Source organism: Methanococcoides mangrovi, from assembly GCF_052057775.1.
Taxonomy (GTDB): Archaea; Halobacteriota; Methanosarcinia; order Methanosarcinales; family Methanosarcinaceae; genus Methanococcoides.
On record NZ_CP195121.1, the window covers coordinates 1,369,747 to 1,396,138 of the forward strand.

Sequence of the window (26,392 nt, forward strand, 5' to 3'; positions counted from 1 at the left end):
AAACCACTTTCAATGAAACAAGATTTCGCTGGTAGAACGAGAGCGAGGGCTTGTAGATCAGTTGGAAGATCGTCGCCTTTGCAAGGCGAAGGCCCTGGGTTCGAATCCCAGCAAGTCCATTGGATCAATTACGATTCACAAATCATCAAGTGCACCGAGCAAGTAATATTGCTTGGGAAGGATGGATGTGCCCATTCCCCGATTTTGGGCACTATGAGATCATGTATATATTACATATCAGACGCTCACTGGACAAAGTGAGATGGACTCTGGTAATTATGCCGTCAGGTGGATGGCTCGGCTCAAGCGCTGATGAAGGACGTGCCAAGCTGCGATAAGCCCAGGGTAGGCGCATGGAACCTATGAACCTGGGATTTCCTAATGAGACCTCTTAGCACATTTGTGCTGATCAGTCATGATCGGGAACGCCCCGAATTGAAACATCTTAGTAGGGGCAGGAAGAGAAATCGAAGAGATGCCGTTAGTAATGGCGAATGAACCCGGCAAAGTTCAAACTGAATCCCTCCAGCAATGTGAGGGAGATGTGGTGTTATAGGACCTTCTAAGGATCCCCTCTTTTCCTAGCTGAACTTATCTGGAACGTTAGACCATAGAGTGTGACAGTCACGTAAGTAAAGAAAAGCGGATCTGGAAGTGTTCCTGAGTACCGTGTGTTGGAAATCACGCGGGAATTTGGGAGGCACCAACTTCCAAAACTAAATACGTCTTGAGACCGATAGCGAAGTAGTAGGGTGACCGAAAACTGAAAAGTACCCCCAAAAGGGAGGTTAAAAGTGCCTGAAACCTGATGGTGATGGAGCGATATGGCATGAAAGGATCTTTAGTTCGAAGGAATCAACCGCGAGGTTGTAGTACGAGTTCTATTGCCGATGTCATATCATACGTTTTGAAGAACGGGCCAGGGAGTGTAATTAAGTGGCGATGGCTAACCTTTTATCTGGGAAGCCGAAGCGAAAGCAACATGCGTGCAACCCTTGTGGTGAGACGCGGCGTATACAAGTGCGTGGAGTCACTAAGTTACGACCCGAAGCCGGGTGATCTAGGCGTGGGCAGGTTGAAGCGTGGCGAAAGCTACGTGGAGGACCGCAAGCGGTATTGATCTGCAAATCATTCGTGTGACCTGCGTCTCGGAGTGAAAGGCTAATCTAACCCGGCATCAGCTGGTTCCTTCCAAAACATGTCGCAGCATGACCTAACTGGAGATAGTCGGTGGAGTAGAGCACTGATTGGTGGTCCCGGGGAAGAAATTCCTCAGCCGCTTGTCAAACTCCGAACCCACCGTCGTCGTAGAAGGTTGGAGTCCGGGCTACTGGGGTAAGCTTGTAGTCCGTAAGGGAGACAACCCAGCCCGTGGTTAAGGTCCCTAAGTGTCGACTAAGTGTTAATACTAAAGGGCGTCCTAAGCCCTAGACAGCTGGAAGGTTAGCTTAGAAGCAGCTATCCTTTAAAGAGTGCGTAACAGCCCACCAGTCGAGGTTTGGGGCCCCGAAAATGGACGGGGCTCAAGTCGACCACCGATACCACGGAGTACCGCAAGGTAATCTCGTAGGAAGGCGTTGCGTTCGGGCAGAAGCAGGGCTGTGAAGTCCTGTGGACCGTGCGGAAACGAAAATCCTGGTAATAGTAACAGCAAAGTCAGGTGAGAATCCTGACCGCCGAAGGGGCTAGGTTTCCTCGGCAATGATCGTCAGCCGAGGGTTAGTCGGTCCTAAGTTGTACCGTAATTCGAGTACATCGAAAGGGAAACAGGTTAATATTCCTGTACCATTTAGCAATAAAACTGACGTTTCGGGGCAGGCTGAGCGGCGCCGTCGCGCCGTCTAAGCATCGAACTCTGTGGAGAGCCGTAATGGCGAGAAGCAGACGAATATGTTATGGCGAAAGTCAGCTGCACCCTGGAACCCGTGAAAAGGGAGCTAAATGTCCGTACCGAGATCTGACACAGGTGCCCCTAGCTGAAAAGGCTAAGGCGTGTCGGAATAATTTGGCTAAGGGAATTCGGCAAATTGGCTCCGTAACTTCGGGAGAAGGAGTGCCTGCTGTGAAGACAGCAGGTCGCAGTGACCAGAGAACTCTAACTGTCTAATACCAACATAGGAGATCGCAAACCCGTAAGGGCTAGTACGATCTCTGAATCCTGCTCAGTGCAGGTACCTGAAACTTCGGTTCAACGGAAAGAAGGGCCTGTAAACAGCGGGGGTAACTATGACCCTCTTAAGGTAGCGTAGTACCTTGTCGCTTAATTGGCGACTTGCATGAATGGATCAATGAGAGTTCTACTGTCCCTAGCCAGAGTCCGGTGAAGCTTACATTCTAGTGCAGAGTCTAGAGACCTCTAGGGGGAAGTGAAGACCCCGTGGAGCTTTACTGCAGCCTGTCGCTGGGGTGTGATTTTGGATGTACAGTGTAGGTAGGAGACGTCGAAGCCGGTGCGCCAGCATCGGTGGAGTCGCAATTGGGACACTACCCTTCCAAAGTTACGCCCCTTACTCCGAGAGGAGGACCCCGATAGGTGGGCAGTTTGCCTGGGGCGGGACGCCCTTGAAAAGATATCAAGGGCGCGCAATGGTTAACTCAAGTGGGTCGGAAACCTACTGAAGAGTGCAAGAGCATAAGTTAGCCTGACGTGATTCAGCACAGTAGTGGATCGCGAGACGAAAGTCGGTTCTAGCGAACCTTTATGTCCCGCTTGGTGCGGGCTAAAGATGACAGAAAAGTTACCCCGGGGATAATTGAGTCGTTGCCGGCAAGAGCACATATCGACCCGGCAGCTTGCTACCTCGATGTCGGTTCTTTCCATCCTGGCTGTGCAGCAGCAGCCAAGGGTGAGGTTGTTCGCCTATTAAAGGAGATCGTGAGCTGGGTTTAGACCGTCGTGAGACAGGTCGGTTACTATCTACTAGAGGTGTCTGTAGTCTGAGGGTAAGTTGCTTTTAGTACGAGAGGAACAGGGCAACGGCGCCACTGGTCGATCGGTTGTCTGACAAGGCAATGCCGAGCAGCTACGCGCTAAGGAATAAGAGCTGAATGCATCTAAGCTCGAAATCTAACCTAAAAAGAGACTGCGTTAAGGATTCCGGTAAAAGACCGGATTGATAGGGTCGGGATGTACGCACCAAGGTAACGAGGTGTTCAGTCCGCGGCTACTAATATCCGTGCCTCATCCGTCTCGCTCTGTCCAGGCGAAATCTGATATGTGATATAATTAACATGATCATTTCCAGTATTAGAAGTGAGTATAGCGGCCATAGCGGCAGGGCAACTCCTGTTCCCATTCCGAACACAGAAGATAAGCCTGCCCACGTTGTTTACTGTACTGAGGTACGAGAGTCCTTGGGAAATCTACATCGCTGCTATGCTCACTCTTTACCTTAACTTTTCTTGATTTGCTACAACCCATGAGCTGTGTCTTTATCTTTTTCAGAATTTTAACATTCATCTTTGGTTCTGCTTAAAGTATGTACTGCCCTGTCGCAATGTAAAGGCTTATATGTCTGTATTGCCTATTAGGGTTCGTTCAAATGCCAAGGTGGCGGAGCGGCTACGCAATCGCCTGCAGAGCGATTTCATTCCGGTTCGAATCCGGACCTTGGCTTTCATCCATTAATATGAGTTTGAGTACGGCGGCCACAGCGGCAGGGCAACTCCTGTTCCCATTCCGAACACAGAAGATAAGCCTGCCCACGTTGTTTACTGTACTGAGGTACGAGAGTCCTTGGGAAATCTACATCGCTGCTGTGCTCACTCTATTACCTTATTCTTTTAACTTGATCTACACCCACTAGCTTTGGGTTTGATTTTCCTCAGGTAACTTCCTATCCCGTTAGTCCCATGCACTGATATGTTACTGTACATGATCAAAGTCAACAAAACCACCAAAAATCATCTTGATCTAACAACTCTTTCTTGCTAAGAGTATATTCCTGATCCCAATACTAACTGCGTGCCAATACAAAGTCCCCTTGAACGAAGTGAAAGGGACGCGTGCTCCAGAAGCGCCGGTCTGGGTGTGGATCTAGGTGTCTGGTTAAATTTCAACAATATTTGAAATAGATATGTTTATATAGTATTTCAACATTATTTGAAACTATGTCCCCTGATTATATTATATATCTAATAAATGCTGGTTTGCAATCGGTCCAGGAGTACCTCGCGTTACATGTATTGCTGTGTCTGGTACCCGCTTTTTTCCTTGCAGGTGCAATAGCATCTCTATTCTCTAAGGAATCTGTATTGAAGTTCTTTGGAGCAGATGCGCCAAAGTATGTCTCATACTCGGTAGCTGCAGCATCTGGTTGTCTTCTTGCTGTTTGCAGCTGCACCGTCCTGCCACTGTTTGCAGGTATCTATAAAAGAGGTGCAGGAATCGGACCTGCAACAACATTCCTCTTCTCCGCACCTGCCATAAACATACTTGCAATAGTCTATACTGCCAAGATTCTTGGTTATGATCTTGGTCTGGCAAGAGCTGTCGTTGCAGTTTCATTATCTATTGCGGTCGGTCTGACCATGGCTGCAATATTTGAAAGAGGTATGGTCGAGAGAAAGAAGATCTCCACTTTCGGAGATGAAAAGCACAAGAACAGTGCATTCCTTTTTGCTCTTCTTCTGGGGATCCTTGTAGTACCGGAGATATTTGGTTCATGGTTGCTGATGATGGCAATACTTGTCCCATTGGTAGCTATAACTGTTTATTTCTCTTTCAAGTGGTTCACACATGAGGAACTCTCTGCCTGGATGGGTGAGACATGGTTCCTTGTAAAGCAGATCACTCCTCTTCTCCTAATCGGTGTGTTCTTTGCAGGTATCATTGTGGAGGTACTTCCTTCAGAATATGTAGTAAGATTCGTAGGTGGTGACACTGTTTCATCCTATCTTATAGCATCAACCTCGGCAGCCCTCATGTATTTCTCGACACTTACAGAGGTACCTATTATCAGCGCGCTTACCGTCCTTGGTATGGGAAAAGGTCCGGCACTTTCGATGTTACTGGCAGGTCCTGCATTAAGCCTTCCGAACATGATCGTCATAAGCAGGGTCATGGGTGCAAAAAGAGGTGCTTCCTACATAACGCTGGTAGTGGTAATTGCCACACTTGCAGGTCTTGGGTTTGGTTACCTTATTGGTTAATTCGTATAATAATCTGAATGTCTAATATATCATAAAATAATGTGATTAATATGGCTGACGAAAAAAAGCTTGGATTCTTTGAAAAATACCTGACCGTATGGATCTTTGCATGCATAGTCATTGGTATTGCTTTTGGTAAGCTCTTCCCGCAGATAGCCGGAACACTGGATTCGATGCAGGTATATGAGGTTTCTATCCCCATTGCGATCTGTCTTTTCTTCATGATCTATCCGATCATGGTTCAGATAGATTTCAAACAGGTAGTTAAAGCGGGAAAGACTCCTAAGCCTGTATTTACTACATTGTTTATCAACTGGGTTGTAAAACCCTTTAGCATGCTCTTCTTTGCCTGGATCTTTATGGCAAACATATTCGCTTCTTATCTCACAGAGCTACAGATCTCACAATACATAGCGGGGATGATCCTTCTTGGAGTTGCTCCCTGTACTGCAATGGTACTTGTATGGGGTTATCTTGCAAAAGGCAATCAGGGTCATACTCTGATAATGGTTGCCATCAATTCCCTTGTCATGCTATTCCTGTATGCTCCGCTTGCAAGGATTCTGCTTGGCATAAGTGATATTGTTGTTCCCTGGGAAACGGTACTGCTTTCTGTAAGCACGTATGTGGGAGTTCCTCTTGTTGCCGGATATTTTTCACGCAACTATCTTCTGGGGAGCAAGGGTAAAGACTGGTTCGAGAACCGCTTTTCACCTTCCATGCACAACATTGCTATTACTGCTTTGCTTGTGACACTGATTGCCCTGTTCTCACTACAGGGAGATGTGATCCTGGATATGCCTCTTGTGATTGCAATGATAGCAGTTCCTCTTCTGGTACAGGTTATCTTCATCTTCTTCCTGGGTTACGGTATTGCAAAGGCTATTGGCATAACCTATGAAGATGCAGCACCAACAGCTCTGATAGGAGCCTCTAACCACTTTGAGGTAGCAATAGCAGTGGCTGCAATGCTTTTCGGAATAAATTCCGGTGCAGCGCTTGCAACCGTAGTTGGTGTACTCATAGAAGTTCCTGTGATGCTCGGGCTTGTAAGTATATGTCTCAGGACAAAGCAGATGTTCAAATAAAAAACGGAGGAAAGAAGATGAAATTACTGATTATATCGGATATCCACGGGAACAGAACTGCTCTTGATGCTGTACTTTCCATACCTCATGATGAAGTTATCTGTCTTGGTGATCTGGTGGACTATGGTCCTGATCCAGTCGAGTGTATAGAACTCATCCAAAATGAGAATATACCAGTGATCAAAGGTAATCATGATAATGCTGTAGCTTCAAAGGTCGATTGTGGATGCGGATACAAATATAAACATCTATCAACCGCTACAAGGGAATATACATGGAGCAAACTCGACGTTCATCACATGGAATTCCTCAGGGGTCTTCCGATGTTTATTATAGAGGAATTTGACGGAAAGGATGGCAGAAAGAGGGTGCACTTTGCTCATGGAAGTCCGAGATCTATGTATGAATACATCAAGCCGGATACGCCTGAAGAAGATGTGCTTGATATGATTAAAGGTGTGGATGCAGATTTCATAGTTATTGGTCATTCTCACATACCTTTTGTCAGACATGTTGGGGGTGTTACAATAATAAACCCCGGATCTGTCGGACAGCCAAGGGATGGGGATGCACGTTCAAGTTGCGCAGTTTTCGACACTCAGGACAATTCTGTAGAGCTGATAAGGTGTGAGTATGATATGGAATCTGTCTGTCAGCGGATACGGAAGAGCATGTCACATGCTGATGAACTTGTTGATATCCTGAAAAGAGGTTTCTGATAAAAACAAAAAGGTTAAATCGGTTTTATCATTCAAAAATATAAAGAGGTCTATACATGAAAATAGAAGTACTTGGAACAGGTTGTGCAAAGTGCAACAAGTTGAAAGAGCTAGTAGAAAAAGTAGTAGCTGAAGAAGGCATTGATGCAGAGATCGTCAAGGTGGAAGACATCAATAAGATACTTGATTATGGTGTAATGGTCACTCCCGGACTTGTGGTTGATGGCGATGTCAAGATCGCAGGAAAGATCCCTTCCGAGGACAAAGTAAAGGAATGGCTGACTCAGTAATGGAGTACTGATATTATGGCAGAAGAGATCAAATGTGCATGTGACTCAACAAATGTGGCATTATTTTCATGTTCTGGCGCATCCAATGTTGGGCAGCTTTCCAATCAGATCGCAATTGAGCTTACCGAAAAAGGAGTTGGCAGGATGATGTGTGCTGTTGGTATCGGGGGCCAGGTGGCTGGTCTTCTCAGGTCTGCAGAGGGCTGTGACCGTATAATAGCTATTGATGGTTGTCCTCAAAACTGCGCAAGGAAATCACTTGAACTTGCAGGTCTTGAGTTGGATCGTCACATCCTTGTAACGGAGCTTGGGATCACTAAGAACAAGGATCTGAGGGTCAGGGAGTCCGAAGTATCTGATGTACTTGAGAAGGTTTCTGAGATTCTTGGAAATTGATCTTATATATCGGATTTTTACAGGCATTGTAGTTTTGTTTACTGATGTTCCCATGAAATACAAATATATAATATCAGCCAATATCTAATGCTCAAATGTCATCGATATTCGAGATTACCCAAAAAGATGCTGCAGGGCGTATCGGGAAACTGAGAACACCTCATGGTATTGTGGAAACCCCTACAGTCATGCCTGTAATAAACCCGAACCTTCAGGTCATCAAGCCATCCGAGATGAGAGGCTTTGGTGCCCAGATGCTTATTACCAATTCATATATCATATCCCGCAAGGAAGAACTTCGTGAAAAAGCAATGAAGGAAGGTCTTCATGCACTTCTTGATTTTGACGGTCCTATTATGACCGATTCCGGCTCGTTCCAGCTTTCTGTCTATGGTGATATAGAAGTGACCAACGAGCAGATTATCGAGTTCCAGAAGACCATCGGTTCCGACATAGGTGTTCCGCTGGATATCCCCACACCACCGGATGTCCCACGAAGCCGTGCGGAATCTGAACTTGAAACAACCCTTGAGCGTTTGATCGAAGCCCGCGGAATGGTTGATGATGAGATCCTTCTGGCAGGTCCTGTGCAGGGATCTACCTATCCCGATCTGCGCCAGAAATGTGCAGAAGCTCTCCGGGATCACAAGTTCGATGTCTATCCTCTTGGCGCAGTGGTCCCACTGATGGAGACATACAGGTATGCAGACCTTGTGGATGTTATAGTATCATCAAAGAAAGGACTTGACCCAACAGTACCTGTACATTTGTTCGGTGCCGGGCACCCCATGATGTTCGCACTTGCAGTTGCACTTGGTTGTGACCTTTTCGATTCTGCAGCCTATGCATTGTATGCAAAGGACAGGCGTTACATCACAGCTAACGGCACATATCATATTGATAACCTTAGCTATCTCCCATGTTCCTGCCCGATATGTATATCCCACACGGCAGAAGAGATTAGGAAAGCTGATAATTGCAGTGAGCTTCTTGCAAGACACAATCTTTATGTTACTTTTGAGGAGATGCGTCTTGTCAAACAGTCCATAAAGGAAGGAAACCTCCTGGAGCTTGTGGAACAGAGGTGTCGCACTCATCCGAGGATGCTGGAAGCGCTTAAAAGAATGTATTCCTATTCCGACTGGATCGAAAAATATGATCCCGCATCAAAATCCACATTCTTCTATTGCGGTCCGGAGTCTGCACAGAGACCTGAAGTGCTTCGCTTTTCCAATAGACTTGAACGCTTCACAATAAAAGGTTCAGCCATCATCAGGCCTGCCTCAAAGAAAGAGTTCAAAGATTATGACAACGACCTTGTGTTCAAGGCACCATTTGGAGCATTCCCTGCAGAGCTTATAGAGGTTTACCCCTTCAATGCAGAGGTTATCAACACACCGGATGTGGAATCTCTTGGCAAGGCCCTTGAGAACACTATTGCTCTTATCGAATTGAATCCTGATGCAGAGTTCACATTTATCAGGGAAGAAGGACTTGAACATCCTTTATTCGAAAAGCTTGGAAAGATCGCAGAGATCATAGAGTGACCTCATCACTTTTTATGAGTATGAATATTGAAGATATCATTCAATGGTGATCTATTTGGTATCAACAACAGGATCAAAGACACGTAACCCCTACTTAGAACTGCTAAGGCCGGAGATCGCAGATATGGATTTTGCACTTCCTGCAGCAAGTGCTTTACTTGCATCCTATCTTGCGACTTCCGGATTCCCTCCGCTCATTCCATTCATAATCGCTGTTATCGGTGGATATGCCGCGATCACAAGTTCCTATGTGTATAATGATTGCTGTGATGTGGATATTGATCAGATAAATCTTCCTGACAGGCCACTTGCTTCAGCCCAGGTGTCGCAGAAACAGGGTCTGACATATGCATTTATCCTGTTCTTGATTGCCGGGGCCGCAGCATTCTACCTGAACCCGGAGTCATTTCTGGTCCTTGTTGTTGCTGTTCTTACTATCAGTATCTACTCCAAACTTGCAAAAAGGCTTACATTCCTTAGCTTCGTACCTGTGGGAATTGCCTATGGTCTTGTCCCTGTAGGCATCTGGCTCGCTTTTGATCCTGCCGGGATACTCAGGGGTAGCGATGGCGTTATCCTGCCGTTGCCCGGCATATTCTTTTTCATAATGATGTGTGTGGCCGACTGGGGATTTACCCTTTCCGGAGTATCTAGGGATGTGGAGGGTGACCGCGCAAAAGGTGCACCGACCTTCCCGGTGACATTCGGTGTCCCTGCAACTTCAAAGTTCGTTTTCGTCTGCTGGCTTATAGGTGTGCTTTCATCTTTTGCTATCGGGATCACTGCAGGTCTTGGTCCTGTATTTTTTGCAGGGGCAATTCTTTCAGGATTCTGGATGATGTCACAGGCATTCGATTTTGTGAAGAACCCTCTCCCTGAGCGTGGAGGACAATTGTTCCTGCAGGGTTCAAGATACAGGGGTTTCATGTTCGGTTCACTGATATTCGATGTGGTTCTCTCTGTAATGTCCGCATCTTATGCAGGTATACTGTGGTGATCGGAGGTTCTTGAAATGGATGCAGATATTATTGTAATAGGGGCTTCCCCTGCCGGTCTTATGGCAGCTAGGAATGCTTCCAGAAAAGGCGCAAAGGTACTGGTAGTAGATAAAAAGGAGGTAATAGGCCATCCTACACATCCTGCCAATACTTTCTTTAAAGGCATGTTCGACAGGTCCAACGAACCTGTTGACCAGAGCTATGTTATTAAGAACATGAGAGGAGCTTACCTGATCGCTCCTTCAGGTCGCAAGGTTGCGATTGAGAGTCCTGCTTATTTCCTTGACCGATTGAAGTTCGATGAATTCTATGCAAAACAGACCATGGATGCCGGGGCAGAGTTCCGCATGGGTGTTGAGGTCACCAGTGTCTTCAGGAGCAAGGGTGTAATGAATATCAGCACTAATGATGGTGTTTTAACCTGTTCTCTTGTGATCGTGTCCGATGGTATCAATTCAAAGATAGCCAGCCTGCTCGGTCTTGATCCAATGAAGTATCCCAATGACATTGCATGGGCAATGGAAGCCTTTGTTGAAGCAGAAGGTATCGGTGAACCTGATATGTTCGAATATTATGTTGGGAACCATTGCCCGGGCTGGAAATCCACTTATTCTCCCTGTGGGGGAAACCTTGCAACCCTTGGGGTCTACGTAAGACGTCATGGGAAGGATGTATCACCTTTCTTTGAAAAATGGGTTGAAAAGTTCAAGAAGATAAAGGGTCTTGATGAGCTTGAGGTTCTTGAAAGGTCTGTGGGCGGAGATCCCATTGTGACAATTCCCAAGCAGATGCTGGCGGATGGTGTTATGCTTGTCGGCGGTGCTGCAGGACAGTCAGGTATAGGATACAGCATGCATGCCGGCCAGATGTGCGGGGATGTGGCAGCAGATGCAGTTGCGAAGGGTGATGTTTCCGCAAGGTTCCTTTCGGAGTATCGTAGAAGGTGGAATACCGAATACAGGGCAGAGTATATACTTGGTCGCATAGGCCTTGAGACTTTACGCAAGATGGAAGATCATGAGATCGATGAGCTAATGAAGACCTTTGAGGGTGAAGACTTTAACTTCCTCTCCGGTACATCTCTACACAGGTCAATGCAACTTGGCCTTTTCATGATGAAGAAGAATCCTAAGTCCCTTCTGGCTTACAGGGCATTGTTGAGAACGAAGTGATACTATGGCAGATAGCAAAAGGTATTATTTTTACAAAAATCCATTTTTTAAGGTATTTGCCACGGTTGAGGATGGCGTGGTCAGAATGCATACTTCAGGGGTTGCATCACGTGCCATAAAACCTCTGACATCTGAGATGATGGATCTTTTTGAAGGGCAAAAACCTGCATTGGTTAAAGATGATGAACTTATCTTTTCCACATGGATGCCACCTATACCCAGTAAGGCCTTTGACAGACTTGTATCAAGTCAGATGGGTTACATTCGTGGGAAAATGGTTCCTGAACAGGTCACAATTTCCATTACGGAGGATTGTCCTAACAATTGCATACACTGTGCTCTTCCTGATACTAAGAACAAGGCTTCTTTGCTTCCGGAAAAAGTAAAGGGTGTGATCGACCAGGTCATTGACATGGGTTCCACTTTTATCGTATTTGATGGCGGTGAACCTCTTGTCTATGAAGGCCTTGAAGATCTTATAAAGTATGTTGATAGCGACCGTGCTATTACCGGAATGTTCACTTCAGGCGTTGGGCTTACAAAGGAACGTGCGCTCTCCCTTAAGGAAGCCGGCCTTGAAATGCTGAGTGTGAGCCTTGACAGCCCAACTGAAAAGGGTCACGATACCATGCGTGGTCGTGCAGGTGTGTTCAATGAAGCGATGGCTGCTATAAAGAATGCAATGGATGCCGGTCTGCTTGTAAATATCTATGTGGTGATATCCCCAAGGAACATCGATCAGCTCGATGATTTCTATAATCTGGCAACAGATCTCGGTGTTCATGAGATCTCTTTCTTTGAGATAGTTCCTACCGGACGCTGGATGAACCGTCTGGATGAGATGATGAGTTCTGAAGATCACAGAAAGTTCGATGAGTTCGTGAAGCGTACTGAAGATATGGATGGTCCGAAGATATTTGCTATTCCTCATGTATTGAAGAAAATGGGATGTTTTGCAGGGAGAAAATGGCTTCATATTACTCCTGAGGGTGATATATTCCCATGTTCCTGTCTTCCTTTGTCTTTTGGAAACATTCATGAGGACAGGATATCGGATGTCTGGAAGAAGATACGCAAGGATCCAACCTACAATGGGGGGCCATGTCTTATGAGGGACTCAGATTTCAGGGAGCTGCATAACTTCGATTGAATGATCTGTTAAGGGTCGTTTTTTAATTTAGAAATAGGTGGGGAGAGGTCATTTATTATCTGACTTCTCGCTTTGATTTGTTCGATCGAATTATTGATCTGACCGATATAAAAATGCTAAGCAAAGATAATAAGTCGTTTTAGTTCATGCCTAAAGCCCTATCAAAATATCTTTGGGCTTCTTCTTTATTGGCTTCATCATAACTCATGTAAGATAAAAGCATAAATATGTCCTTCATATCAATTATCAAATTGCCATAGCTCTTTTCTGTTCCAGTAAATGACTTACTTTGTTCCTCCAACAATTCAACATTGCCAAGGAAAGATGCATACAGTTCCACAGCTTCCTGGTCATCCATTTGTCCAGCATCAACAAGGTAAATAAACAATGATCTCTTCTGTTCTGCAAGAGCCTTCGCAATTTCCACACCTTTATTACAAGGGGCAATCGCTATTTTATCAGGATAGTCTTTATTTTGGATCCAGAATGGATACATGTCTACATCTATATCGTTTTTTTCCCTCACATTTTTACACTTCTCACATCCCTCTGAACATTCAAAATAGTCTAAAAGTTTCGCTACATCTTCTTTATATTTTACAAATTTGTTCTCAACAGACATCTTTTCCACCTTTTAAAAATTCATGTATTCATTTTAAAGACCAGTAGCTACATTAATATTCACTCGAGTCTCCAATGGAGAATTGCTGTTCAACTTCTTCATCTCGAAATCTTCTCATTTCTCATAAGTATCAATTGATCTGTTCTTCCTACTATTATGTCTGAACAAATAGTGATACGTATGTTATTAATTTCAAAAAACAGTATGAAAAAAAATGGATCTGGTTGATCCTATTATGTCAGAATAAATTGAGGGTGTGGACCACCCTCGTAGTTGTCAATTTTTTCGATTAAAGCAGACCGGATTTCTGGAGGATCATAAGGTTCTCGGTGGTGAGTTTTTCACCAGACTTGAACTTGTCAAAGATGTCCTCTGCATCCTTTCTCACATCTTCCATAGATGTGACCCTCTTGCCAGGTGTGTCTTCGCCCTTCTTGATCTTGCGAAGTTCTTTATCGATGTCCCTGATCTCTTTCTGTGCTGCGATGAACAACTTGTGCTGCTCGTCAGCCTTCTCCTGGAATTCGACAAACTGCTTGTGTGCAGCATCGGATTCAGCGCGCATCTTGTCAGCTTCCTTGAATGTGGAGATCATCTTGTCATGATATTCCTGAGCCTTCTGTGCGTACTCGGAAAGAACATTGTGATATGTGGATGCTTCGTCACGGATCTCCTGTGCTTCTGTTAACAGGTTCTTGAGTTCGGTGTTGCTCTCAAGCTGATCCTTCTTGATAACGTAAAGTTTGCGAAGCTCTGTGATCTTGTTGACCAGTTCCTTTTCCTTGCTTGGGGTCAGCACTTCTGTCTGCTGTGTGAATTCAAGACGGTCAATATCTTTTCTGATATCTTTGATGGATGGACCGGTAAGATTATTTTCGGTACGTAATGCATCGACCTTTGCAAATACTTCGTTAGCCCTGGCGTTGATCTCATCACGCTTTGCCTTGTTCTCTTTGACCTGCTCGTTGTTCTCGTCACGGAGCTTCTTGTAATCCTGTGCTTCGTTGATGAGTTCCTTTGTGCGCTTGTTAAGTTCATTGCGCTTTGCAGCCAGAGCACTTGCTTCAGCGTTTAATGCATTTCTCTTTTCTTTTGATTCTTCAGATGCAGTTTTTAAATCCTGCTTTTTGGTGCTAAGTTCTTTCAACATGTTCTATATATCCTCCCGCTCCAGCAAATAAGCTGGCATTTCATGCATTTCTAATGCACGATACGCAGGACTTTAACCCAGATCCAGTGAATCTATGATCGGAATTATTGCCCTGAGGTCTTTTTGGGTAATAACCTTATCTGCATATTGGCGCAGAATAGGTTTTGGATTAAATGCAATCGCACATCCGGCATTTTTAAAGAGGCAAATATCATTGGCACCATCGCCAACAACGATGCAATCAGTGGTCTTGTATCCCATCTCCTTTGTGATCTGTTCAAAGACCACTTCCTTGGAGTTGTTACCTGTCATCGGTCCACTGACCTCACCCGTGAGATGCCCGTCCTCTACAGCAAGCACGTTCGAGTATACATAATCGATCCCAAGGAGCTTCCCAACCCTATCTGTTGATAATGTGAAGCCTCCTGAAAGCATTGCTGTTTTGAATCCCAGGGATTTTACATGCTTAACAAGTTCTTCCGCACCCGGCATGAGCTCTATAGCGTCCATAGCTGCCTGTGCAGTTTCCAGCTTTAATCCTTTTAAAAGTTTAACCCTGTCCTTCAGGGCCTGGCTATAATCGATTTCGCCATTCATTGCTTTTTCTGTAACAACAGAAACTTTGTCAACAACACCGGCAGCACGTGCAAGTTCATCAATACTTTCTGCATCGACGAGGGTACTGTCCATATCAAAAACGATTAGCTTAGAATATCTTTTCTTAGAAATATTATTGCTGGAGTTCACTTGACCATACCTGAAATTTTAAAACCCTGATTACAATAAGTAATAACGGGATGTACTGAGATGGAACTACAATTCCCCACATTACTTTTAAGCTTTTCGGGTAGGATCTGCTTTCTGAGAACCGATCGTTAATCCAAATACTAATACATAGGTGGTATATGAAATTTAGATCTCTGATATACATGATATTATTTTGTTTTGTCTTTAATAAAATTATCTACCGCCTTTTAATGTATGTGTGAAGATATATTGTATCTCTATCTATAGAAATAATCAAAAATATTATATCCTAAACCGTAGTTGCAGTAATGTGATCTACTATGGCAAAAATAGGATTTATTAAGTTAGGTAATCTTGGTATGAGCCAGGTCATTGACCTTGTACAGGACGAGATAGCAGCAAGAGAAGGTATCAGTGTACGCGTATTCGGAACTGGTCCTAAGATGGGTAAGGGCGAAGCTGCAGAAACAGAGAAGCTCAAAGAATGGGATGCTGATTTCTACGTCATGATCAGCCCTAACTCCAGTGCACCAGGTCCAACCGCTGCACGCGAGCTCTACAAGGATGTACCATGCATTGTGATCTCTGACGGTCCAACCAAGAAAGAAGACAGGCAGGCACTCGAAGATGCAGGTTTCGGTTACATCATCATGACCGTAGACCCACTTATCGGTGCAAAGACAGAGTTCCTTGATGCTGTAGAAATGGCTTCCTTCAACTCTGATGCAATGAAGGTCCTCTCAACCTGTGGTGTTGTCAGGATGATCCAGGAAGAGCTTGACGCAGTAGCTGCACAGGTCGACGAAGGCAAGTCCGGTAAGGACCTCGAGCTTCCACACATTCTCGCAAAGCCAGAGAAATGCATCGAGCGTGCAGGTTTCAACAACCCATACGCAAAGGCAAAGGCACTTGCAGCACTCCACATGGCTGACAAGGTCGCACAGATCAACTTCCCGGCATGCTTCATGATGAAGGAGATCGAGCAGGTCGCACTCACAACCGCAACCGGCCACGAAATGATGCGTGCAGCAGCACAGCTCGCAGTCGACGCACGTGAGATCGAGAAAGCAAACGACTCTGTCTTCAGGCAGCCACACTCCAAGAAGGGTGCCCTGATGACAAAGACCGCATTGTACGAAAAGCCACAGTAAGTGTCTTTTCGACACTTATTCTTTTTTTAATTACATGGATCCTTTAACTGTAGCCGGAATTGCTATTGTTGCCTTTGTTCTGGTTGTAGCTGTTACAGCGATGAACCTTAAAGCTGCTTCGAGCTTCAAAAAGGAATCATCTGTTTCTTCAACTTCTTCTCCGGATAAAGCCTGCGTCAAAAAAGACAATGGCGACAATGAAGATGAAGTTGAGGGCGAAGATGGGAATAAGGATGGAAATTAAACCCATGCTGAAGCCGGGAAGTTAAATAAGGCCTGAACAAAAATATCGGTAAAAAAGGTGGCATCCGAAGATGCCTGAGGCAGGAATTAGTATTAAAGTTTGAATTTACCTGTGCTTTACTTGTTCTTATTCTGTTTACTTGGGTTCTTCCTTTGCACGTGGCATAGCAAGGATCTCACGAACCTGCATGTTGAAGAAGTTCTGTGAATGTGCCGGTCTTACCACAAGTGCAACATCAGCACCCTGTCGTGTTCCTCCGATGGCGATAATTTCCGTATCCTGTGATACAGGGATGTGGCCGGAATCTGCAGCCATCATTACGACCTCCAGGGCCACCTTGAAACCTTTACCAAAGACAGCACGCAGTGTATCGGAGATCACATCCGTACGGCTTGCACCGCCCAGTCTCTTCTGGATCGCACGCTCCACTCCGGAGAACATGTGTGACTGTGTGGTAACAACAACTCCCATTTCCTGAAGTTTCTTCATGTTGTCCTCGTTCATTTCCCACTTTCCGTCCTCACGAAGTCCGTACTGGTGGCTTATGGCAATGATCTTCACATCCTTACCCCTGACAGCCTCTGCCATCTTCAGGGCTGTATATCCTTCTGTGCTTGAAAGGACGATATGTTTGATCCCCAGTTCTTCTGCTCTTTCAGCAGCTACTTTCACAACATCGTCAGTGTTCTCTTTGCCGACATCCTCGAAATATATTATTGGTCTTTCCATGATAATTCCTCTTTTTCTTTGGGATCATTTTGTCATCATCGGTCTTATGTATATCGTTATTAACGATCTTTTCTCCGGTCTAAGACGATGTTCTTATCTATGAGGATTTACAATTATATAATAAGTGTAAAGTACATTAACTGAAGCAGTGACGGGGTATATTTTACAGAGGGTGATTTTTTTTGTCAGAAACAGACGACTATGATGCGATCGATGTAGAGATCATAACAAAACCTGTGCGTTCAAAGGAGCCGATACTTATCGAAGGTTTTCCTGGAATAGGTCTGGTCGGGAATATTGCAAGCCAGCAGATCATTGAAGAGCTGGACATGGAGTATATAGGTTCCATCGAATCCCGGTATTTCCCTCCAATAGCTGTTCTCTATGAGGGTCTTGTCAACATGCCTGTCAGGATCTATGAGAGTGTGGAGCATAACATTGTAATGGTGGTATCTGATATCCCTATCAATCCTTCTGTTTCCTATGATGTCAGCAAGGCCCTTGTCAGCTGGGCAAAATCCGTAGGAGTAAGGGAAGTTATCTCTATTGCAGGTATTGCTACTATGGGAGAGGATAACAAGGTCTTTGGTGCAGCCACCACAGAGGATATGCTGGAAAGGATCCGGGAAAAGGTCGAGATCTTCCAGATGGGGACCATCTCCGGTATTTCAGGTAGTGTAATGGCAGAATGTTTCATGCATGACCTTCCTGCTATAAGCCTGCTGGGTGCAACCAGGACCCAGAATCCTGATCCAAGGGCAGCAGCAGTAGTTGTGGATGTTTTGAATTCAATGTATGGTTTATCGATAGATACACAGGATCTCATCGAGCAGGCTGAAAAGATCGAGGTAGAGATGCAAAAGCTTGCTGAGGATGTACGCACAAGTGAACAGACAACAACTCCAAGAAAAGAGTTCCCAATGTACGGGTGATCAATATGGAATACGTGGCACTTACGGGTATATCTGATCTGGTAATGTCTGAGCTGAAGAACCACCAGTTGCGCACGATCGAGATACGCACTCCTCAGAACTTTTTCACAGCTTTGAATGTGAATGCAGGAGATACTGTATTTCTTACTCATACTTCCATACAGGACCTGACACGTGGCACCACTGGCCTGATCGCAAAGGTTGTAAAGCACCAGTTATCAACTCACAGAACAATAACCGGTAACGACATGTTCTTCGAGGAACATGAGACCATGATGATACGCCTTCAACTCCAGACCAAAGGTATTGCCCGCATAAGCAAGGTGCTTTCCAGCGAGGTTGGGAAGGAAACCCGTGTGGTTGCTGAGGACATGTGCTTCTATGAAGCACGCTGATCTTCGGTAAGAAGGTCAGGTGGGTAAATATCTAAGATAAGTTTAGATAAGATTAGATATGATTCGATTGGGAAAAAGATAAGCTCAGAACTGGAAAGTAAAAAGGATTGAAAATCAGTATAAGTTCTTATCTTACCAATTATTGGTCAGTTCCTTGTCTCAGGGATGTTCTTCAATCCCTTCTCTATTTTTACTGCTTTATCAAAGCGTATGCCAATGGGTATCTCATCATCGCTATAACCGCTGTGTTTGCGTGAACCTTTGCAGCCATATGACAGTCCTAACCCTTTCTGATCTGCAAGAGCTGTGCAGTCTCCACAGATGGAAGCAGCACCAAACGTATCGATGGTCAAGCGTTCACCATCGTTATATGCCATTGCCTGTACCACCCTCATCACTTTTTCGGGCTTCAGGTATAGTATCATTACATCGAATCTGCCGTTGTTCTTTGATAGGGGCTCGATCCTCATGCGGTCGTACTCCCTGCTGACCCTTGGAAGATTTGAAGCTGCATTGGCAGCGGTCTCTTTGTCAATATAACGGCCTGACCTGAGGTAATATCCATCAGGCCTGTCTTCTGATTCTCGCAGTACATATTTACCTGGAGGGCAACGTTGGGAAGAGGCTATAAAGACCTCTCCGTTGCGTGCTTTTGTGATCAGTTCACAGTACAGGAGGTCGTACTCATCTCCCTTTTCTCCGGATTCTCCTTTTTCAAAGGTGACACAGACAGGTTCACCTTTGTCCATGAGCTTTGCTATCTCTGTGAACATGATCCCTCTTATGATATGTTTTCTTTTTACTCTATCTCTGCCCTGACTGTAGTGAAGACCGGTCCGCGGATGTCGATCTTCTTGTTCTTGCCGGTGATATACCTTTGGGCAAGCGGGTCAAGCTTAATGTTGATCTCGGATGGGACCTTTACGATCCTGACGCGGGTTTCCACAGAACTTCCTCCGCTTTCGACTGCCTCTTCTATCTCCCTGGCTGCCTGTGCGGCAAATGCATCAATGAATCTCACTCCTGTCCTTGCGGAGTGGTTCTCGAAGGCTTTCTTCCACTTCTTGTTGTCCGGGAGTCCGAGGATATCGTTCTCATAGACAAGCACTTCGTTGAATGTTGCAGGGCCGCAGAGCTTTGTTTCCTCTTCAGGCTCCACCACGGATACCTTCACCCTCTTTCCGTTGATCTCTCCTTCCCACGCTGCGAATTCACATGGGCTTGGTTCAGACGCATGGAGCTCACACTGCTCGACGATGTTATCCATGATCTCCTGTCCTTCAGCGGTCTCTGGCAGCTTGTCCACATAGATCATCTTTGCCAGTTCCCCGTCCTTCAGGTTCCATTCGGAGTACTGGGGGATCTGTGGATATGTCATGGCCCTGAGGTCGGTAGAGTCATGGAGGATCATTGCAAGCCTTTCCACACCAAGTCCGAGGTTCATGACAGGGTATGGGATATCATACTCTGAAAGGGCGGTCGGTGAGTAGATACCAAAGGTCGCGATCTCTATCCAGCCATCGGAGTATTTTGTATTTGAACCTACAAGTTTCGGGTGATAAGCGAATACTTCGATCTGTGTGTCAGGTACGTAGTATTTGCTTCTCTTCTCATCAGGCCTGAACAGGAACTTCTCGAAACCGAATTGTGAAAGTAGTCCCTGCGCAACTGCTTTCCCATGGTCTACCGTTACATCTTCGTCCATGATGACACATGAGGCGGTGTAGTAGGTCATGAGCCTTGAAGCGTCTTCCTGCTGTTCTCTCCTGAAAGCACGGTCAATTGAGAAGAAGTGGAATGGTGGTCTTGCACGTTCCAGTATGCCTGAAAGGGAAAGGAACCATCCGGAGGTCATGTGGCTTCTGAGTGTCTTCTTCGTTGCCTGAGGAATGAGTTCCTTGAACTCCGGGAAGACCTGGTCGATCATTTCGACTACAAGAGCATCTGAGACGTTGAGCTTGTGTGATATCTCAGGAACAAGGTCATCTCCTTCGACCTCTCCTTTCTTGTATGAGTGAAGGACCTTCCTGATAACCTCGATACCTTCATCATCGATCCCTCCGAGCATTTCTTTTATCTTTGCGATGCGCTGGTCGGAGATTCCTACATTCGGCCTTGGCAATCCTGCCAGGTAGAAACAGCGGTCAAGGACCGCAAGTGCTTCATGGCCGAACTGCTTGTGGACTTCACGCTCATCCACGATAAGGGGATTCATCATTTCGTCAAATCCCATGCGCAGGTAGGCTTCCCTGAGCTTTGAGATCGTGTCGTATACCGGATGTGCTTTTCCAAATTTGAAAGATGTATGTGGGTACTGCTGGTTCAGGCCGGACCTGTGTACAAGGTCCTTTCCACTCTTCCATGCAGCATCAAAATCTTCCTTGGTTGCTTTCCTTATGGCTTCAGGATCGAATTTCATGGTAAAATCTCTTTTAATTTATGATCATAAACGTAGCTAGTAATCGTAATTTCATGCATAAAAAGTTATCAATGGCTATTATACTTACGTTCGGAAAAAGCATGTAAGCTAGGAAGGATGAAATAAAAGGATAAGAATAGGTCTGAAGTATCAGACCGTGTTTCACAGATATACTGCGTACTATTCACTCGTCCACGGGAATTGTTTCAAGCTGGCTTGCAACATTCCAGATAAGGGTTCTTGTGTGCAACGGGATGTTTGGATCGTTGCTAATGTCCTCCAGTATTGAAATACTGGATGATGTTCTAAGGAAAAGTGGCTCTTCATCGTTGTTCAGTGTTGCAAGGATGTCATTTGCTGAACGTCTGATATTCCTTGGAACTGAATTATCGTTTGCGATGTGTTCTAACACTTGTGTACATTGCTTAATGACATCTTCAGGTTCATTGGCTCCGAACATTTGGATCACCTTAATAATCGTTTAATGATATAAAATAAGAATCAATGTTGTACTATCCCTAACAATTATATCCTATAAAAAGACTTTCATTCATGGAGTATGCTAAAAGGTGAATAAATGAGTGACAGTGACGATAAAATAAAACAGATATCAAGATTATTGGAACTTGGAGGCACAATGCTTGCACAACACTGCAACACATGTGGGTCACCCATGTTCAGGTATCACGGTGAGGTTCTTTGCCCGGTCTGTCAGGGTCAGGGCGTGGGTGCAGATATTCTTCCAGAGGAGCCTGTCATGAGGACTGGAGCAGCAACAGTTCCACAAATGTCTTCAACACAACGTCCAGAAGTATCTCCGGGGGTCGGGCATCAGATTCCGACAGATGAGGCACCTATCTCTTTTACTTCCTCTGTTGTCAGGTCTGGAGCGGTTTCTTCGCCCTCTGTCAGACATGTGGAAGGGATGGGCTCAGTTCCCGATCTGATGAAGATGAAGCTGGAGTCCCTTGCATCTCAGGTCCAGTCTGAGAACGATCCTCGCAGGATCAATGAATATCTTGAGACAATTGAAAAGATCATTGATATTCTTGACAGGCTCAGCTGAATAGAATAGAATAGAATAGAATCGAACTTCTACAAATGCAGGGGACATCTGATCCCTGCTCCTTTTAACTTTTGTATTCGCTTGTGAGGATCTCTCGCATTTTTGCGGCGGTCTTTGGTCCAATGTTCTTGACCTTTTTTAATTCATCCTCATCCGCTTTCATTACATTCTCAATGGTTCCGAAATGCTCAAGCAGGTTCTTTGCAGCGTTTGGCCCGATGTCGCTTATTGATGATACGACATATTCCTGTTGTTGTGAAAGCAGCATTGAGGACTTCTTCCCGTGTACGCTGATCTCCCGCTTTTCATCGATCTGCTCTCTTTTTGCAAGGATGCTGATCAGGGATGCTGTGTCTTCAGGATCCCTCGTGTACAGTACAGATACTCCGAAGTCAAGTACAAGGGATGCTATGGTTCCGTGTATGGCATTCGGATTGAGCATCCTTGATGTGAAAAGTCCTTCACCTTCGATTATCAGGATCGGTTTGTCATAGGAACCTGCAAGATCTGAGATCTGCCTGAAAAGGTCCCTGTCAAGAAGTGAGCTGACAAAGTCTTCGGTGCTCTTACGTTCAATGGCCGTCCTGTCGCTGACGATATAATCTCCGACCTCAAGCGTTTTGACAGATATGTTGACTCCCATCTTCTCAAGGTTGCGTGCAACAGTACTGCGTATCTCTCTCTGATCAAGAACAACCGTGATACCATCATCAGTATCTGCAAAGTCAGATAGTCCTGTTTGCTGCTTCTGTGTGGCCCCGAACTCGTCTGCAACATTCTGGCTACCGTTCTCTGGGGACATCGTGTCCTGCCATTGCTTCATATTGCTTTGCATCCGGCGTTCCTTGTGGTTACAGCTCCAGTAGTATGCTTCATCACGTGTGCCTTTTGTCACCAGGACAACAACTCTTCCTTCGTGTTTCCTGCCGGTACGGCCTTTTCTCTGTATGCTTCTGATCTCTGAGGGCACCGGTTCGTAGAAAAGCACAAGGTCGGTGGCAGGTATGTCAAGCCCTTCCTCGGCAACCGAAGTTGCAACAAGGACATTGTATTTTCCTGCCTTGAAATCCTCGATGATCTCAACCTGCTGTTTCTGGGTAAGCCCCTTGTCCCGAAACTTCGAGCTTTGTCCCACGAACTTGATAGGTCGTATTCCTTCGATCTCCGAAAGGGCATTCGTTACCATCTCAGAAGTATCGCGGTAGTTCGTAAATATGATTACTCTGGAATCTGGTTTGCCGTCCAGTTCCTTTGACACGATATCACGTACAACGGCAAGCTTTGGATGCTCTGTACCACATTCCTTTATCCGGTGGTAGAACTGTCGCATGTAAAGGTCTTCTGAGAGGCGCTTTGCAGCCTTGCTGCCACTCTTCGAGACCGCTTCGTTCTCCAGCCGGTCAGCATATTTTGAGAGGGACTCAAGGCCCTGTGTCTCAATTATCTCAACAGCGTGGTTGACCTTCATGATCTCTGCCAGTATGGATAATGCGCTGAACACTGCCGGGTCGCCCATCCCTCTGAGCTGTCCCTGTAAATTCTTCTGCAGACCAAGAAGATCTCTCTTTGAAGCGTTCTTTCCATAAGGAAAGCTATATCCAAGTTCCCCGAGCTTCTTGAACCTGTCATCCAGTACCTTGTCCAGAAGCTTCTTTAACTCCTTCATCTCGTCCGGCAGTATCACATGCTTCCATTCGATCTCTTTTTTGTGAATGTATGGTGAAACGTCAGGATCCGATTCTGTCTTGATGGCAACTGAACTTATGAACAGATTGGTGCAGACCTCGCCGATCTTCTCATCGGAGCTTCCCGGACTTGCAGTTATCGCAAGGCAATGTGGGTATTTAGCGTCCTGGAAATATCTCTCGGCAATGTATGTGTAGGCATAATTGCCCACTGCCCGGTGTGCTTCGTCAAAAGTTATATGTGTGACATCCTCAAGGCTTATTCTCTTTGTCAGGATATCATTCTCAATGACCTGTGGTGTGGAGATGATGACACGTCCCTTTTCCCAGAGGTCTGCCCTTTTCTCAGGTGAGATCGCACCTGTGAATGTCAGTATCTCTTCTTCGGGTATGTTAAGGGCGACCTTTAAAAAAGAAGCATGTTGCTCCACCAGTGGTTTTGTGGGAGAAAGGACAAGGGCCTTTCCTCCGGCCTTTTCCAGTCTTGAGGCTATAACAAGAAGAGCAACGATCGTCTTGCCAAGACCGGTCGGCAGAACTACCAGTGTTGGTGCTGATAGTGCCTTCCCGGCAAGGTCAAGTTGATAGAGTCTTTGTTCGATGGTATCCGGTTTGACCAGAGGGTGTTTTATGTAGTCGCTCATATTCATTTCAGGTTATTGATTATAAGTCTGGATCCAGGTCTGAAAGTTGCCTGATGCAATTACGTTCTTAACCTTTTTAAATATGAGGCAAGCGGTGTGAAAGTGTTTAAAGCTTCACACCTGCGTTCTCAAAGTCCTTCTTCCCATAGACGAGGTCGTATATCACGTCCTCAATTCCATCGACGGGTGCTCTGACCTGTGCCATTGTATCACGGTCACGGATCGTCACGGTATTGTCCTCAAGGGTATCGTAATCGATGGTTATGGAGTATGGTGTACCGATCTCATCGTTCCTGCGGTAGCGGCGACCGATGGCTCTTGAGTCATCGTATGTCACAAGCAGTCCGCGGTTTCGAAGTTTCTCTGCGATCTGCTTTGCAGGGTTCATCAGCTCTTCCCTTGTAAGCAATGGAAGCACAGCTACCTGCACAGGTGCTACCTCGTTACGGAACCTGAGAACGATCCTCTCCTCTTCCTCTTCATCGCCTTCTACAGCTACCATCTCTTCTTCAAATGCGTGTTCCATTGTACAGTAGAGGATCCTGTCAATACCATAGGATGGCTCGATCACATGTGGTACGATCTTTTCACCGCTGACCTTTACGGTTTCCTGTGCATAGGAAATGATCTCTGAAGGCACTGTGAACTCTTCACCACCGACGGTGACCTTTATTTCATCTTTGTCAAGCTCTTCTGAGCTTAATTCTTTAAGTGCATCTGCAACAGCCTTTGCCTTTCCTTTGAAAAGAGGTCCCAGCTTGCCCATGTCAGGCTTGACCACGAACTGTTCGATCATCTTTGGTTCATCGTACTCTATGTGGATCACAAGTTCAGTACCGCTTGTTTTTGCATGTGCCATCAGGTCATAGTCGGTCCTGTCCGCAATTCCGACGACCTCGATCCAGCCGAACCTGTCCGTCAGGATCTCAGCATCCCAGCAATCGATGGCGTAGTGTGCCATCTCGTCCTTCTGGTGCTGCCTGAACCTGAGCTTGTCAGCAGCAATACCGACGCGCTGAAGGAAGTTGTTTGTAAGTGCAATGTGGTATGCCAGGAACTCATGTGCAATGATCTTCTTGTCTATCGCTTCCCTGACGGTCATCTGCTCGATAACGCCTTTTTGCTGTGCTTCATCAGAATAGAGGCTTAATGTAACACCCTCGAACCTTCCGATATTCGGGTGTGTCTTTTCCTGTGGGTGTGTGAAGATCTCAGCCTCTGCCTGTGTGAACTCACGAAGTCTTATAACACCCTGCCTTGGAGATATCTCGTTACGGTAGGATTTGCCTATCTGTGTTGCACCAAAAGGCAGTTTTTCACGGTAATAGCGAGAAAGCCTCTGGAAGTTCACGAACATTCCCTGTGCAGTCTCAGGGCGCATGTAACCCTGCCTGCCGGTGCCGGGGCCGATGCTTGTCTTGAACATCAGGTTGAACTCATAGGCCTCTCCGAGATCGCCGCCACATTCAGGGCATTTGATGTCGTTCTCTTTGATAAGCCTGTCAAGTTCCTCGTTGCTCAGAGCATCTGCAACTTCTACGATCTTATCAACAAGGTGGTCTGCCCTGAAAGCTTCACCACATTCCTTGCATTCACAGAGCGGATCGGAAAAACCTCCGACGTGGCCGGATGCAACGAACACATCTTCTATACCGATGGTGGGTGTCTCGATCTCCATGAACCCTTCCCGGATCACATAGAGCTCACGCCAGATCTGTTCGATCCTGCGCTTCAGAGTGCTTCCAAGGGGTCCGTAATCGTAAAATCCTGCAGTACCTCCGTAAAGCTCAAAGGAGTTCCACAGAAAACCTCGTCTTTTTGCCAGTTCAATTACCTGTTCATACCTGTCCATGATAGATCCTCATAAGTTCGCGATCATATTGCCGGGGGTCTTTATTTGATGTATCTTTGGTTTTCCGGTTCTGATCCAAAGAAAACCTGAAGCCCCTTTTTCATTTTCGCTTTTTTAAATATGTTTGCGGGTTTATATTCTGATAAACTCCCTTTCCACATATAAATTTGTGTCTGTTGGTTGAGGGCCCCAATGCAAAAATTCCTTTATGGCAGGCTTTCCTTAGAGTTATCTGGATGTTTTCT

At 45.7% G+C, this 26,392-nt stretch carries 23 protein-coding genes, 2 tRNA genes and 3 rRNA genes; 19 read left to right on the forward strand and 9 right to left on the reverse strand.

The annotated features are described in order from the left end of the window. Positions 1-46: 46 nt before the first annotated feature. The 14 genes from ACR3I3_RS07010 (at position 47) to ACR3I3_RS07075 (ending at position 12,511) form a co-directional block, all read left to right on the forward strand. A tRNA-Ala gene (locus ACR3I3_RS07010) sits at positions 47-119 on the forward strand. Positions 120-264: 145 nt separating this feature from the next. Next, positions 265-3,190, forward strand: a 23S ribosomal RNA gene (locus tag ACR3I3_RS07015). 68 nt (positions 3,191-3,258) lie between these two features. Continuing rightward, positions 3,259-3,380 (forward strand): 5S ribosomal RNA (rrf, locus tag ACR3I3_RS07020). A gap of 164 nt (positions 3,381-3,544) precedes the next feature. After that, positions 3,545-3,616, forward strand: a tRNA-Cys gene (locus ACR3I3_RS07025). Positions 3,617-3,640: 24 nt separating this feature from the next. Next, positions 3,641-3,762, forward strand: a 5S ribosomal RNA gene (gene rrf / locus ACR3I3_RS07030). A gap of 387 nt (positions 3,763-4,149) precedes the next feature. Further along, positions 4,150-5,151 carry a permease gene (locus ACR3I3_RS07035; RefSeq protein WP_440951554.1) on the forward strand — a complete coding sequence of 334 codons (1,002 nt, stop codon included), beginning with the start codon at positions 4,150-4,152 and terminating at the stop codon, positions 5,149-5,151. 50 nt (positions 5,152-5,201) lie between these two features. Beyond that, positions 5,202-6,239 carry an ACR3 family arsenite efflux transporter gene (gene arsB, locus ACR3I3_RS07040; protein ID WP_440951555.1) on the forward strand — a complete coding sequence of 346 codons (1,038 nt, stop codon included), beginning with the start codon at positions 5,202-5,204 and terminating at the stop codon, positions 6,237-6,239. A gap of 17 nt (positions 6,240-6,256) precedes the next feature. After that, the gene (locus tag ACR3I3_RS07045) at positions 6,257-6,958 is read left to right on the forward strand and encodes a metallophosphoesterase family protein (RefSeq protein ID WP_440951556.1); all 702 of its coding nucleotides are present in this window, start codon (positions 6,257-6,259) and stop codon (positions 6,956-6,958) included. 56 nt (positions 6,959-7,014) lie between these two features. Further along, on the forward strand, positions 7,015-7,248 hold the full coding sequence (locus ACR3I3_RS07050; RefSeq protein ID WP_440951557.1) for a thioredoxin family protein: 234 nt from the start codon (positions 7,015-7,017) through the stop codon (positions 7,246-7,248). 15 nt (positions 7,249-7,263) lie between these two features. Beyond that, the gene (locus tag ACR3I3_RS07055; RefSeq protein WP_440951558.1) at positions 7,264-7,644 is read left to right on the forward strand and encodes a putative zinc-binding protein; all 381 of its coding nucleotides are present in this window, start codon (positions 7,264-7,266) and stop codon (positions 7,642-7,644) included. 95 nt (positions 7,645-7,739) lie between these two features. Continuing rightward, the gene (gene tgtA / locus ACR3I3_RS07060; RefSeq protein WP_440951559.1) at positions 7,740-9,191 is read left to right on the forward strand and encodes a tRNA guanosine(15) transglycosylase TgtA; all 1,452 of its coding nucleotides are present in this window, start codon (positions 7,740-7,742) and stop codon (positions 9,189-9,191) included. Between the two features lie 55 nt (positions 9,192-9,246). Continuing rightward, complete coding sequence (locus ACR3I3_RS07065; protein WP_440951560.1) at positions 9,247-10,188, forward strand: UbiA prenyltransferase family protein; 942 nt, start codon at positions 9,247-9,249, stop codon at positions 10,186-10,188. 15 nt (positions 10,189-10,203) lie between these two features. Then, positions 10,204-11,361: an NAD(P)/FAD-dependent oxidoreductase gene (locus ACR3I3_RS07070; RefSeq protein ID WP_440951561.1), complete on the forward strand. Its 1,158-nt coding sequence runs from the start codon at positions 10,204-10,206 to the stop codon at positions 11,359-11,361. Positions 11,362-11,365: 4 nt separating this feature from the next. Then, the gene (locus tag ACR3I3_RS07075; protein ID WP_440951562.1) at positions 11,366-12,511 is read left to right on the forward strand and encodes a radical SAM protein; all 1,146 of its coding nucleotides are present in this window, start codon (positions 11,366-11,368) and stop codon (positions 12,509-12,511) included. Between the two features lie 139 nt (positions 12,512-12,650). Here the strand turns inward: ACR3I3_RS07075 and ACR3I3_RS07080 are convergent, their stop codons facing one another. The 3 genes from ACR3I3_RS07080 to serB all read right to left on the reverse strand — a co-directional run bounded on the left by ACR3I3_RS07080 (position 12,651) and on the right by serB (position 14,973). After that, positions 12,651-13,133, reverse strand: a complete 483-nt coding sequence (locus tag ACR3I3_RS07080; protein ID WP_440951563.1) for a hypothetical protein — start codon at positions 13,131-13,133, stop codon at positions 12,651-12,653. Positions 13,134-13,422: 289 nt separating this feature from the next. Next, entirely contained in the window at positions 13,423-14,283 is an 861-nt protein-coding gene (locus tag ACR3I3_RS07085; RefSeq protein ID WP_440951564.1) for a coiled-coil protein, read from the reverse strand. 72 nt (positions 14,284-14,355) lie between these two features. Continuing rightward, entirely contained in the window at positions 14,356-14,973 is a 618-nt protein-coding gene (serB, locus tag ACR3I3_RS07090; protein ID WP_440951565.1) for a phosphoserine phosphatase SerB, read from the reverse strand. Between the two features lie 377 nt (positions 14,974-15,350). Here serB and ACR3I3_RS07095 point away from each other — a divergent pair, with 377 nt between their 5' ends. After that, positions 15,351-16,181 (forward strand): F420-dependent methylenetetrahydromethanopterin dehydrogenase, encoded by an 831-nt coding sequence (locus tag ACR3I3_RS07095; protein ID WP_440951566.1) that lies wholly within the window; start codon positions 15,351-15,353, stop codon positions 16,179-16,181. A 34-nt stretch (positions 16,182-16,215) separates the two neighbouring features. Then, positions 16,216-16,425 carry a hypothetical protein gene (locus tag ACR3I3_RS07100; protein ID WP_440951567.1) on the forward strand — a complete coding sequence of 70 codons (210 nt, stop codon included), beginning with the start codon at positions 16,216-16,218 and terminating at the stop codon, positions 16,423-16,425. A 135-nt stretch (positions 16,426-16,560) separates the two neighbouring features. Here ACR3I3_RS07100 and ACR3I3_RS07105 read toward each other — a convergent pair whose 3' ends face one another. Further along, on the reverse strand, positions 16,561-17,154 hold the full coding sequence (locus ACR3I3_RS07105; protein ID WP_440951568.1) for a pyruvate kinase alpha/beta domain-containing protein: 594 nt from the start codon (positions 17,152-17,154) through the stop codon (positions 16,561-16,563). A 182-nt stretch (positions 17,155-17,336) separates the two neighbouring features. On the opposite strand from ACR3I3_RS07105, the gene ACR3I3_RS07110 reads away from it, so the two are divergent. Next, positions 17,337-18,086, forward strand: coding sequence for a proteasome assembly chaperone family protein (locus ACR3I3_RS07110; protein ID WP_440951569.1), 750 nt, complete (start codon positions 17,337-17,339; stop codon positions 18,084-18,086). Between the two features lie 5 nt (positions 18,087-18,091). After that, positions 18,092-18,481, forward strand: coding sequence for a DUF473 domain-containing protein (locus ACR3I3_RS07115; RefSeq protein ID WP_440951570.1), 390 nt, complete (start codon positions 18,092-18,094; stop codon positions 18,479-18,481). Positions 18,482-18,627: 146 nt separating this feature from the next. On the opposite strand, the gene ACR3I3_RS07120 is transcribed toward ACR3I3_RS07115, so the two are convergent. The 3 genes from ACR3I3_RS07120 to ACR3I3_RS07130 form a co-directional block, all read right to left on the reverse strand. Further along, a complete protein-coding gene (locus ACR3I3_RS07120; RefSeq protein ID WP_440951571.1) occupies positions 18,628-19,254 on the reverse strand; it encodes a DUF169 domain-containing protein in 627 nt (208 codons plus the stop codon). A gap of 26 nt (positions 19,255-19,280) precedes the next feature. Then, complete coding sequence (gene sepS / locus ACR3I3_RS07125) at positions 19,281-20,900, reverse strand: O-phosphoserine--tRNA ligase (RefSeq protein ID WP_440951572.1); 1,620 nt, start codon at positions 20,898-20,900, stop codon at positions 19,281-19,283. A 184-nt stretch (positions 20,901-21,084) separates the two neighbouring features. After that, complete coding sequence (locus tag ACR3I3_RS07130; protein ID WP_440951573.1) at positions 21,085-21,360, reverse strand: UPF0147 family protein; 276 nt, start codon at positions 21,358-21,360, stop codon at positions 21,085-21,087. Between the two features lie 117 nt (positions 21,361-21,477). Here ACR3I3_RS07130 and ACR3I3_RS07135 point away from each other — a divergent pair, with 117 nt between their 5' ends. After that, positions 21,478-21,966, forward strand: a complete 489-nt coding sequence (locus ACR3I3_RS07135) for an Sjogren's syndrome/scleroderma autoantigen 1 family protein (RefSeq protein ID WP_440951574.1) — start codon at positions 21,478-21,480, stop codon at positions 21,964-21,966. A 64-nt stretch (positions 21,967-22,030) separates the two neighbouring features. Here the strand turns inward: ACR3I3_RS07135 and ACR3I3_RS07140 are convergent, their stop codons facing one another. Beyond that, positions 22,031-24,295: a DEAD/DEAH box helicase gene (locus ACR3I3_RS07140; protein ID WP_440951575.1), complete on the reverse strand. Its 2,265-nt coding sequence runs from the start codon at positions 24,293-24,295 to the stop codon at positions 22,031-22,033. A gap of 106 nt (positions 24,296-24,401) precedes the next feature. Then, positions 24,402-26,147, reverse strand: coding sequence for a glycine--tRNA ligase (glyS, locus tag ACR3I3_RS07145; protein ID WP_440951576.1), 1,746 nt, complete (start codon positions 26,145-26,147; stop codon positions 24,402-24,404). Positions 26,148-26,392: the final 245 nt, after the last annotated feature.